The organism is Blautia sp. 2227st1_G12_2227SCRN_220401, from assembly GCF_039062885.1.
Classification (GTDB): domain Bacteria; phylum Bacillota; class Clostridia; order Lachnospirales; family Lachnospiraceae; genus Blautia_A; species Blautia_A fusiformis.
Genome location: NZ_JBCLNI010000028.1, coordinates 1 through 12,032, shown reverse-complemented (window position 1 = coordinate 12,032; position 12,032 = coordinate 1). Strand labels below are relative to the sequence as shown.

General features: G+C 44.4%; 11 protein-coding genes. 10 read left to right on the top strand and 1 reads right to left on the bottom strand.

Annotated features, from left to right (window positions below):
• Positions 1 to 29 precede the first annotated feature (29 nt).
• Positions 30 to 788 (top strand): hypothetical protein, encoded by a 759-nt coding sequence (locus ABCM67_RS12985; protein WP_059085428.1) that lies wholly within the window; start codon positions 30 to 32, stop codon positions 786 to 788.
• 105 nt (positions 789 to 893) lie between these two features.
• Here the strand turns inward: ABCM67_RS12985 and ABCM67_RS12980 are convergent, their stop codons facing one another.
• Complete coding sequence (locus tag ABCM67_RS12980) at positions 894 to 1,109, bottom strand: helix-turn-helix transcriptional regulator (RefSeq protein WP_015524345.1); 216 nt, start codon at positions 1,107 to 1,109, stop codon at positions 894 to 896.
• A gap of 219 nt (positions 1,110 to 1,328) precedes the next feature.
• Here ABCM67_RS12980 and ABCM67_RS12975 point away from each other — a divergent pair, with 219 nt between their 5' ends.
• The 9 genes from ABCM67_RS12975 to ABCM67_RS12935 all read left to right on the top strand — a co-directional run.
• Entirely contained in the window at positions 1,329 to 2,864 is a 1,536-nt protein-coding gene (locus tag ABCM67_RS12975; protein WP_235812335.1) for a YifB family Mg chelatase-like AAA ATPase, read from the top strand.
• Between the two features lie 25 nt (positions 2,865 to 2,889).
• Positions 2,890 to 3,777, top strand: coding sequence for a DNA-processing protein DprA (gene dprA / locus ABCM67_RS12970; protein WP_059086853.1), 888 nt, complete (start codon positions 2,890 to 2,892; stop codon positions 3,775 to 3,777).
• 75 nt (positions 3,778 to 3,852) lie between these two features.
• Positions 3,853 to 5,925 (top strand): type I DNA topoisomerase, encoded by a 2,073-nt coding sequence (gene topA, locus ABCM67_RS12965; RefSeq protein ID WP_021651815.1) that lies wholly within the window; start codon positions 3,853 to 3,855, stop codon positions 5,923 to 5,925.
• 145 nt (positions 5,926 to 6,070) lie between these two features.
• On the top strand, positions 6,071 to 6,856 hold the full coding sequence (gene codY, locus ABCM67_RS12960; RefSeq protein WP_015524350.1) for a GTP-sensing pleiotropic transcriptional regulator CodY: 786 nt from the start codon (positions 6,071 to 6,073) through the stop codon (positions 6,854 to 6,856).
• A gap of 297 nt (positions 6,857 to 7,153) precedes the next feature.
• The gene (gene groES / locus ABCM67_RS12955) at positions 7,154 to 7,438 is read left to right on the top strand and encodes a co-chaperone GroES (protein WP_021651813.1); all 285 of its coding nucleotides are present in this window, start codon (positions 7,154 to 7,156) and stop codon (positions 7,436 to 7,438) included.
• Positions 7,439 to 7,485: 47 nt separating this feature from the next.
• Entirely contained in the window at positions 7,486 to 9,105 is a 1,620-nt protein-coding gene (gene groL, locus ABCM67_RS12950) for a chaperonin GroEL (RefSeq protein ID WP_021975898.1), read from the top strand.
• A gap of 117 nt (positions 9,106 to 9,222) precedes the next feature.
• Complete coding sequence (locus tag ABCM67_RS12945) at positions 9,223 to 9,726, top strand: DUF6106 family protein (RefSeq protein ID WP_021975899.1); 504 nt, start codon at positions 9,223 to 9,225, stop codon at positions 9,724 to 9,726.
• Positions 9,727 to 9,793: 67 nt separating this feature from the next.
• Entirely contained in the window at positions 9,794 to 11,248 is a 1,455-nt protein-coding gene (guaB, locus tag ABCM67_RS12940; RefSeq protein WP_021975900.1) for an IMP dehydrogenase, read from the top strand.
• 112 nt (positions 11,249 to 11,360) lie between these two features.
• Positions 11,361 to 12,032 (top strand): peptidoglycan recognition family protein (locus ABCM67_RS12935; protein ID WP_342992905.1); only part of this gene is annotated, 672 nt, incomplete at its 3' end.

Below are 12,032 nucleotides of genomic sequence, written 5' to 3'. Positions count from 1 at the left end.
GTATGCTATAGTAAACAGAGGTAATGCAGATGAGAAAAAACAAAAGAAGAAAAAAACGGCTGAGAGCAGTTCTGATCCTGTTGATCATTCTGTTTATTCTGGCAGGACTGGGAGGGATGCTGTATGTTTCCCACAGGGATAAAGTGGAAAAAGAACAACGAAGAGAGGCCGCATTGGCTGCATTGGACAGTATTCCGGAGGTGACAGCAACTCCGGCAGCAACAGCAACACCGGTTCCGACAGCGACACCGACACCGTCATTGACACCGGTCCCGACAATCCTTCCGGCATTTGAACCGGAAAATTATCAGGGAATCTGGTACAGCGAAGACGGGCTGACAACGATCGATATTTATGATATCAGTCTGAAATCTGTTTCCTTTACCTATAAGAGAGTGAATGGAAAAGATCCTTCCATGACCGCAGAAGTAGATGTGACTGCAGAGGTAGCAGGAAATGCCACACAGTTCCGTTTTAAGGATTCCGAAGGGAATAAGGCAAAAGGAGAGTTTGTTTTCGATAAAAGTGGTGAGCTTTATGTGAAGGTAAAAACATATGAACGGGGAGAGGGATCTCTGACCTATCCGAAAACAGAGTCTATTATGACCCGGCAGGAGCCATCCCTGGAAGTATCCGAAAATTCCGAAGAGGATGCTTCCTATAATGAAAGCAACGAAAATTCCTATGAACAGGAATCCTACAGCGAAAGCAGTGAAGATTCTTCTGATGAGAATACAGAAGAATATGAGATTCCCTACGGAGAAGAAGAAACCTATTATACGGAATGATCAAAAAAAATAAAACACGATAAAATAAAGAATCCCCGGATTTTGGCAATCAGGGAATCCCGATACAGGAATTCCCGAAACTGTTCCACATTTCCGGGGATCTCTTTATTTGATCATTTTTTTGCGGTCTGTGCGGCCGACGAGATAATCGATGCTGGTGTCGTAATAATTTGCCAGCCGGATAAGCATTTCGATAGGAATATTACGGGATCCCGTTTCATAATGGGAATAAGAACGCTGACTGATATGAAGAATCTCACTTAATTCTCTCTGGGACAGATCCGCGTCTGTACGTAAATCCTGAATACGCTGAAATTTCATTGTGCTCACCTCTTCTTTCTATTGAAAGTATAAAACAGAACGAAATGCACCCTTGCAAAAGGGAGCAAAATGGACTATACTAAATTTATTATCTTCTAAAATTCAGAAAATGTCTATCTGAAAATTCCCTTGTTTTTAACCAATGCGGATTTCGAATATCCGCCTGACCTGAAAAGACGAAAAGATGGAAGATCGGGATCCGTTTTTTCGCAGAAAGGAATGTATTTGTTTGCGAGTGTTTTATCAGCAGCGATCTACGGAATGGAAGTACGTGAGATCCAGGTTGAGGCAGATGTCAGTGATGGTCTGCCTTCTTTTGCTATGGTAGGATTTCCCTCTGCCCAGGTGAGAGAGGCCCAGGAAAGAGTCCGGACTGCATTTAAGAACAACCGGCTTTGTCTGCCACCAAAAAAAGTAACTGTAAATTTTGCACCTGCCGATATGAAAAAGGAAGGAGCCGGTTTTGATCTGCCTGTGGCGGCTGCAGTACTTGCGGCTGCCGGAATTCTGGAACCGGATCTTCTGGAAGGAGTTATGATCGTAGGAGAGATCAGTCTGAATGGAGAGATCCATGGGGTTGCCGGAGTTTTGCCTCGGGTGATCCGCGCAAGAGAGCTGGGCTTACGCTTTTGCGTTATTCCGGAGGAAAACATCCGGGAGGGGAATCTGGTGAAGGATATGCCGGTGTTTGGAGTAAAAAGTCTGAATGCCATGATCCGATGTCTGAGAGACCCAAACACTTATACAGCTGCGTATCAGGAAAAAGAAAAAACAGAAAACAAACCGGAAATACCAAAGGTTGATTTTGCGGACATCTGCGGGCAGGAAGGAGCCAGGCGGGCGGCAGAGATCGCAGTGAGCGGTTTTCATAATATTCTTTTTATCGGACCGCCAGGATCCGGAAAGACCATGCTGGCAAGACGTCTGCCGACCATTATGCCGGAGATGACATTTGAGGAAAGCCTGGAGATCACCAAGGTATACAGTGTGGCAGGACTTCTCACGGAAAAAGATCCGCTGATCCGGCAGAGGCCTTTTCGAAGTCCGCATCATACCAGTTCCCCTCAGGCTTTGGCAGGTGGCGGCAGGATACCGGGGCCGGGGGAGATCACTCTTGCACACAGAGGTGTTCTTTTTCTGGATGAGATGCCGGAATTTTCCAGAAAAAGCCTGGAGATCCTGCGTCAGCCGCTGGAAGATAAGGAGATCCATCTGTCCAGAGCTGCCGGAACTTATATTTTTCCGGCTAGTTTTATGCTGGCGGCAGCGATGAATCCCTGTCCCTGCGGATTTTACCCGGATATGAACAGATGTCGTTGTACGTCAGGGGAGATCACGCATTATCTTGGAAAGATCAGCCAGCCTCTCCTGGAGCGTATTGATATCTGCACAGAAGTTCCGGCAGTGAGTTTTTCAAAAATGAAAAAGAAAATTGCAGGGGAATCCTCTGCGCAAATAAGAAAGAGGGTGGAAGCAGTACAGGAGATCCAGAGAGAACGTTACAAAAAGGAAAAATTTTGCTTCAATGGGGAGCTTGACGGAAGAAAACTGGAAAAATACTGTGTAATGACGGGAGGGGCAGACAAACTTCTGGAGCAGGCATATGAGCAGTTTCAATTCAGTACCAGAGCATATCATAAGATCCTGAAAACGGCCAGGACCATCGCGGATATGGAATCCTCCGAAAAGATAAAGGAAGAACATATCTGCGAAGCTCTGACGTACCGGGCATATGATAAGAAATACTGGTCATAAAACAGAAAAAAGGAAGGTATTTTATATGGAAGAAATACAGCAAACAAGGATCCGGTGTGCCCGGAAGGACAGTAGTGTTTATCCGGCAAGACTTCAGGAACTTCCTGGTATGCCAAAACAATTATATTATATTGGAAGATTTCCGGATGATGACAAACCTACAGCTGCAATTGTAGGAGCAAGGCTGTGCAGTCCTTACGGACGGATACAGGCATTTAATTACGGAAAATTCTTAAGCGAACATGGGGTACAGGTGATCAGCGGTATGGCGGCCGGCATTGATGCTGAGGGCCACAAGGGTGCTCTGGAAGGTGGTACCCCGACCTTTGCCGTGCTGGGAAATGGCGTGGACATCTGTTATCCTTCATCCAGCAGAGGTATTTACCGGAGAATCCCCGAAAAAAACGGAGGGATCATCAGCGAATATGAACCAGGTACCAAAGGCAGGGCATATTATTTTCCGGCAAGGAACCGGATCATCAGCGGACTGGCAGATCTGGTGCTTGTGGTGGAAGCAAAAGAAAAGAGCGGATCACTGATCACAGCTACCTGTGCACTGGAACAGGGGAAGATGGTATACGCCATTCCGGGAGCAGTAAATGATGCGCTGAGCCGAGGCTGTCACAAGCTGATCTACGACGGAGCAGGAATTGCATACTCTCCGGAAATACTTCTGGATGAGTGGGGATTATCTGTGAAAAAAAAGACAAATTTGTCTGAAAAAAGCAAGTTAGGACTTGCAACGGATTTGGATTTGGTGTATAGTTGTCTCGATTTACGACCAAAAAATCTGGATCATATTATCAGAAAAACCGGTTTTTCACCGGGAAAAACAGCCGGGATCCTGGGACAGCTTATTTTGATGGGGCTTGTGAAGGAAACCGGGAGACAGTATTATATCAGACTTGAATAAATGCTTTTTTGCCCGGAGATTTAGCAGGAGTTTTTAAGCCGGACAGGAAGGCAGAATGAGATTAGGAGAGGTAAAATGGCCAAAAATCTGGTGATAGTAGAGTCACCTGCTAAAATGAAGACAGTAAAGAAATTTCTGGGGGCAAATTATACAGTAGAAGCGTCCAACGGTCATGTGAGGGATTTCCCCAAGAGCCAGTTTGGTATTGACGTGGACAATGATTTTGAACCGAAGTATATCACAATACGAGGAAAAGGTGAACTTCTTGCAAAACTTCGTAAAGAAGCAAAAAAAGCAGATAAGATCTATCTTGCAACTGACCCTGACCGTGAGGGAGAAGCAATTTCCTGGCATCTGATGCAGGCTTTGAAGACAGATACTGCAAAGATGCACAGAATCACATTTAATGAAGTAACAAAAACAGCAGTTAAGGCGTCCATCAAGCAGGCCAGGGAACTGGACATGAATCTGGTAGATGCACAGCAGGCCAGACGTATGCTGGATCGTATGGTAGGTTATACCATCAGTCCGCTGCTCTGGGCCAAGGTAAAAAGAGGCTTAAGTGCAGGCCGTGTACAGTCTGTGGCACTGCGTATCATCTGTGACAGAGAAGATGAGATCAATGCATTCATTCCTGAAGAATACTGGAGCCTGGAGGGTGAATTTCAGGTAAAGGGTGAGAAGAAACCGTTGACAGCCAAGTTCTATGGAACAGATAAAAAACTTCCGATCAGAAACCGTCAGGAAATGGATGAGATCCTGAAAAGTCTGGAAGACTGTAAATATGAGATCACAGAAGTAAAAAAAGGTGAGAGGATCAAAAACGCTCCCCTTCCGTTTACCACAAGTACTCTGCAGCAGGAAGCTGCCAAGACACTGAATTTTTCTACGCAGAAGACTATGCGCCTGGCACAGCAGTTATATGAAGGTGTGGATGTAAAAGGCAGTGGTACGGTAGGTCTGATCTCCTATCTGCGTACAGATTCTACTCGAATTTCAGAGGAAGCAGATGCAGCAGCAAGAACTTATATTTCTGAGCAGTATGGTTTGGATTATGTTTCTCAGACAGAGAAGGCAATCAAAAACGGACAGAAGATACAGGATGCTCATGAGGCGATCCGTCCTACAGATATTGCGAGGACACCAGTTCTGGTGAAGGAATCCCTGACCAGGGATCAGTTCCGTTTATATCAGCTGATCTGGAGACGTTTTGCGGCGAGCAGAATGGCACCGGCACGTTATGAGACCACGTCTGTCAAGATCGGAGCAGGTGAGTATGTGTTTACGGTTGCAGCATCCAAGGTTGCCTTTGATGGCTTTATGTCTGTGTACACAGAAGAGGGCGATGACAAAAAGGGCAATGTTTTAAGTCAAAGTCTGGAAAAGGGTATGGAGCTGAAGCTGAAAGAACTGAAGCCGGAGCAGCATTTTACACAGCCGCCGGCACATTACACAGAGGCTTCACTTGTAAAGACCATGGAAGAGCTTGGAATCGGACGTCCAAGTACGTATGCGCCGACCATCACAACGATCATCAGCAGACGCTATGTATCCAAGGAACAGAAAAATCTTTACGTCACAGAGCTTGGAGAGGTTGTTAATAATATTATGAAACAGGCTTTTCCAAGTATTGTGGATGTAAACTTTACAGCAACTATGGAGGGACTTTTGGACTGCGTGGAAGCAGGTACTGTACAGTGGAAAACGGTTGTACGTAACTTCTATCCGGATCTGAAGCATGATGTGGATGAGGCTGAGAAAGAGCTTGAGAAAGTTGATATACAGGATGAGGTTACGGATGTGATCTGCGACAACTGTGGCCGCAACATGGTGATCAAGTACGGTCCTCATGGAAGATTTCTTGCATGCCCCGGATTTCCGGACTGCCGTAATACAAAACCATATTATGAGAAGATCGGTGTTGCATGTCCGAAGTGCGGCGGCGAAATTGTCATGAAAAAAACGAAAAAAGGCAGAAAATATTACGGATGTGAGAATAATCCGGAATGTGATTTTATGTCTTGGCAGAAACCTTCTGCAAAGAAATGTCCGAAATGTGGTAATTATATGCTCGAAAAGGGAAATAAGCTGGTTTGCAGCCAGGAAACCTGCGGATATGTGGAACAAAAACCAAAAGATGAAGATTGATTGAATAAATGCTTTTCCACCAATTTTCAGAAAATCCCGTTAAAAATAAAAAAATATAAAAAAGTCTTGTAAATTTCCAGAATAACGTGTAATATTAGACTAGAAAAACGATTTCTTTCAAGGTACGAAAGTGAAAGGAGGAAAAATGAGCGTTCAGTTGCTAGATAAAACTAGAAAAATCAATAAGCTTCTGCATAACAGCAGCTCAAGCAAGGTAGTGTTTAACGACATTTGCCAGGTGCTCATGGAAACCTTAAGTTCCAATATCCTGGTACTCAGTAAGAAAGGTAAGGTTCTGGGAGTCAGTATCTGCCCGGGTGTGGATGAGATCACAGAGCTGATCGATGACAAAATCGGCGGACATATCGACCCATTATTGAATGAGAGATTTCTTGGTGTTCTTTCCACAAAGGAGAATGTCAATCTCCAGACACTTGGCTTTGAGCATGTACCCGGAAATTATCAGGGAATCGTGAATCCGATCGATATTGCAGGTGAGAGACTGGGAACGTTATTCATGTACCGCAATGATCATCCCTATGATATTGAGGATATTATTGTCAGCGAGTATGGTACAACAGTTGTAGGCTTGGAAATGATGCGTGCGGTTCATGACGAGAACGCAGAAGAAGACAGAAAACAGCAGATCGTTAAATCGGCATTCAGTACACTGTCCTTCTCAGAACTTGAGGCGATCATCCATATTTTTGATGAGCTGGATGGGGATGAGGGTATCCTGGTTGCCAGCAAGATCGCTGACCGTGTAGGTATCACCAGATCCGTGATCGTAAATGCACTGCGTAAATTCGAGAGTGCAGGTGTGATCGAATCCCGTTCATCCGGTATGAAGGGAACTTACATTAAAGTTCTTAATGAAGTGATCTTTGATGAGCTTGAGGAGATAAAAGCACAGAGAAGCAAGAAGGCATAATGTGATCAGCACTGTCAGATGCTTGATATAAGATAAAGAACGTGACAAAAGAGACTTCCCGCTAGCGTGGGAGTCTCTTTTTTGTCTGTTTCATAAAATCAAAATAAATAATGAAATTGAGAAAACAAGAGAAAACAAGAGTATAAAAGAGATAAAATCAGAATAATATAGAAAAACCATATCTTAAAAGGGTTGCGAAAATATGTGAAATTCACTAATATAGCCATAGTGATTAGCACTCGTATAAAGTGAGTGCTAGCAGACGAAGATGGAACTTATAAAGGAGGAACATAGATCATGAAGTTAGTACCTTTAGGCGACAGAGTAGTATTAAAACAGGTTGAAGCAGAAGAGACAACAGCATCCGGAATCGTACTTCCGGGACAGGCACAGGAGAAACCACAGCAGGCAGAAGTTATCGCAGTTGGTCCTGGCGGAGTTGTAAATGGCAAAGAAGTAAAGATGGAAGTAGAAGTCGGAAACACTGTTATTTACTCCAAATATGCAGGAACAGAAGTTAAGATGGATGGTACGGATTACATCATTGTAAAACAGGAAGATATCCTGGCAGTTATTAAATAATATAAACATCTTATCGTATATCAATATAAATAGGAGGTCATTTTATCATGGCAAAAGAAATTAAATATGGCGCAGAAGCAAGAGCAGCACTTGAAGCTGGTGTAAATAAACTTGCAGATACAGTAAGAGTAACACTTGGACCGAAAGGAAGAAACGTAGTACTTGACAAATCTTTCGGTGCTCCGCTTATCACAAACGATGGTGTTTCCATCGCAAAAGAGATCGAGCTTGAGGACGGATTCGAGAACATGGGTGCTCAGATCATCAAGGAAGTTGCATCCAAGACAAACGATGTAGCAGGTGATGGTACTACAACAGCGACTGTACTTGCTCAGGCAATGGTTCATGAGGGAATGAAGAACCTGGCAGCAGGTGCCAACCCGATCATCCTCAGAAAAGGTATGAAAAAAGCAACAGATGTTGCAGTAGAAGCGATCAAGAACATGAGCCAGGCAATCAACGGCAAAGAGCAGATCGCTAACGTAGCAGCAATCTCTGCAAGTGATGAGCAGGTTGGACAGCTTGTTGCTGATGCTATGGAGAAAGTTTCCAAAGACGGTGTTATCACTGTTGAGGAGTCCAAGACCATGCATACAGAGCTTGACCTTGTAGAAGGTATGCAGTTTGACCGTGGATATATTTCCGCATACATGTCCACAGATATGGAGAAAATGGAGGCAACTCTTGATGATCCGTACATCCTGATCACAGACAAGAAGATCAGCAATATCCAGGAGATCCTTCCACTTCTTGAGCAGGTTGTTCAGGCCGGTGCGAAACTTCTCATCATCGCTGAGGATGTTGAGGGTGAGGCCCTTACAACTCTGATCGTCAACAAACTGAGAGGAACCTTCCAGGTAGTAGCTGTAAAAGCTCCTGGCTATGGTGACAGAAGAAAAGAGATGCTTCAGGATATCGCGATCCTGACAGGCGGACAGGTGATCTCCGATGAGCTTGGTCTTGACCTGAAAGAAGCTAAGATGGAGCAGCTTGGACGTGCAAAATCTGTTAAAGTTGCAAAAGAGAACACAGTTATCGTTGATGGTCTCGGTGACAAAGATGCCATTGCAAAACGTGTTGCACAGATCCGTGCGCAGATCGAGGAGACAAAATCCGAGTTCGATAAAGAGAAACTTCAGGAGAGACTTGCAAAACTGGCTGGCGGCGTAGCTGTTATCCGTGTAGGTGCTGCTACTGAGACAGAGATGAAAGAAGCAAAACTTCGTCTTGAGGATGCTCTTGCAGCAACAAGAGCAGCTGTTGAGGAAGGTATCATCGCAGGTGGCGGATCTGCTTACATCCATGCTTCCAAAGAGGTTGCAAAACTTGCAACAACACTTGAAGGAGATGAGAAGACAGGTGCTTATGTGATCCTGAAAGCTCTTGAGGCTCCGCTGTTCCACATCGCTGCAAACGCAGGACTGGAAGGCGCTGTTATTATCAACAAAGTAAGAGAGTCTGAGATCGGTACAGGCTTCGATGCTCTCAATGAGAAATACGTAAACATGGTTGAGAACGGAATCCTTGATCCGGCTAAGGTTACAAGAAGTGCTCTTCAGAATGCTACAAGTGTTGCATCTACACTCCTTACAACAGAGGCTGTAGTTTCCACAATCAAAGAAGATACTCCGGCTCCGGCTGCAAACCCGGGAATGGGAATGATGTAATTATCAGCTGAGCAGGTGAAATAATTAATTCACAAAATGAGAGGGCCTGCGCCATAGACGCGGCTCTCTTTTTGTGTTATAATCAAAAAGTCAGTAAATTACGAAAGGAAGAAACAAATGAGTGACTTATATTCAGAGCTTCTGGTAAAAAAGAAGCAGACAGCGAAAGATCTGGTTGTGAAATACGGTCTGATAGCGCTGACGGTGATCATGGTCCTGGGAGGCCTTGTGCTGAATGTACTTTTGCTGGTACCGGCTATTGCACTTGGTATTGCATGTTATTTTGTAATACCGAAGACAGATCTGGAGTACGAGTATCTGTTTGTTAACGGAGAACTGGACATTGATATGATCATGTCAAAATCAAAAAGGAAAAGAGTGAAATCGCTCCAGCTTGCGGAGGCAGACCTTGTGGCACCATTAAAGTCCCACAGAATGGACTATTATAATGGCAATCAGAAGATGAAAGAGTATGATTTTTCATCAGGAATTGAGGATCATAAACGCTATGCAATGATCATAAGAGACAGTGGAGAAACCTGCAAAGTGATCCTGGAACTGGATGACGCACTTGCAAATACCATGAAAAATTCTGCACCAAGTAAAGTTTTTTTGGATTGACATGAATCTTGTTTTTTGTTACACTAGTTCACAAATTTAAAATATCTTACACAAGGGAGGAAATGCAATGGGTACTATTATTGGTGAAGGCATTACGTTTGATGACGTCCTTCTGGTTCCGGCTTATTCTAAAGTGATTCCGAATCAGGTAGATGTTTCAACGTATTTAACCAAGAAAGTAAAGCTGAATATCCCCATGATGAGTGCGGGAATGGACACAGTTACAGAGCACAGAATGGCAATTGCCATGGCCAGACAGGGTGGTATCGGTATCATCCACAAGAATATGTCCATCGAAGCACAGGCAGAAGAGGTTGATAAGGTTAAACGTTCTGAGAACGGTGTTATTACAGATCCATTTTATCTTTCACCGGAGCATACACTGAAAGATGCCAATGATCTGATGGCGAAATACCGTATTTCCGGTGTTCCGATCACAGAAGGCAGAAAGCTTGTAGGTATTATCACAAACCGTGATCTTAAATTTGAGACAGATTTCAGCAGAAAGATCAAGGAGTGCATGACTTCTGAAGGACTGATCACAGCCAAGGAAGGAATCACACTTGAGGATGCCAAGAAGATCCTTGCGAAATCCCGTAAGGAGAAATTACCCATTGTAGATGACGACTTTAATTTAAAAGGACTCATTACCATCAAGGATATCGAGAAACAGATCAAATATCCGCTTGCAGCCAAGGATGCACAGGGACGTCTTCTCTGTGGTGCGGCAGTTGGTATCACAGCCAATGTACTTGCACGTGTAGATGCACTTGTGAAAGCGAATGTGGATGTAATCGTAATTGATTCCGCACATGGTCATTCTGAGAATATCTTAAAAGCAGTCCGCGAGATCAAGGCTGCATATCCGGAACTTCAGGTTATCGCAGGTAACGTTGCAACAGGAGCAGCTACCAAGGCACTGATCGAAGCTGGTGTAGATGCAGTTAAAGTTGGTATCGGACCTGGATCTATCTGTACCACACGTGTTGTTGCAGGTATCGGTGTACCGCAGGTTACTGCTGTTATGGATTGCTATGAAGTAGCCAACAGCTACGGAATCCCGATCATCGCAGATGGTGGAATCAAGTATTCCGGAGACATCACCAAGGCTATCGCGGCAGGCGCCAATGTCTGCATGATGGGCAGCATGTTTGCTGGATGCGATGAGAGCCCGGGAACATTCGAGCTCTATCAGGGAAGAAAATATAAAGTATACCGTGGAATGGGATCTATTGCAGCTATGGAGAACGGCAGCAAGGATCGTTACTTCCAGGAGAACGCCAAGAAGCTTGTTCCAGAAGGTGTTGAAGGACGTGTTGCATACAAAGGACACGTTGAGGATACCGTATTCCAGTTAATTGGCGGTTTAAGATCCGGTATGGGTTACTGCGGAGCAGAGAACATTGAGAAGCTGAAAACAACAGGCAGATTCATTAAGATCTCCGCTGCATCTCTCAAGGAGTCACATCCACATGACATCCATATCACAAAAGAGGCTCCAAACTACAGTGTAGATGAATAATAAAGGAAAAAAAGGTAAGACCGGTAAAAAGTCACCCAGGCCGTCCCATAGCGGGCGGCCTGTTTCCGTAAAGAAAACTTCCTCCGGGTCTTCCAGAAGAAAAAAGAAGTCTTTGAGAAAAAAGAACCCGATCAAGATCCTGCAGAGGATTGTGCTGATATGTATCATTGTGATCGTTGCTTTTGCTGCGTGTGCGTTAGGATACGCATTTTTTGAGATGCGCATGGAACAGAGTGAAACTCAGTCCGGACAGGAAGAAATATCCGGGAATGCCAGCGGAAATGGCGGACCGGAACAATGGCAGGCAGAAGGAGCACCTTTTATTGATGTGGAGCTTTTGACACCGAATTCCTATTCCAGACCACAGATTTCTATGGAACAGGTAAATTATATAGCCATTCATTATACGGCCAATCCGGGATCTACTGCCGTATCCAACCGGAATTATTTTGAAAATCTTGCGACAACGCAGGACAACAAAGTCAGCAGTCATTTTGTGATAGGGTTGGAGGGAGAAGTGGTACAATGTATTCCCACTTCAGAAATATCCTATGCCACAAATTCCAGAAATGTAGATACCATATCCATTGAATGCTGCCATCCGGATGAAACAGGGCAGTTTAATACAGCAACCTATGATTCGGCGGTAAAGCTGACAGCGTGGCTTTGTACACGCTTTGGACTGACTTCGGATCAGGTGATCCGTCATTATGATGTCACAGGTAAAGACTGTCCGAAGTATTACGTGGAAAATCCCGATGCATGGATCCAGATGAAATCAGAC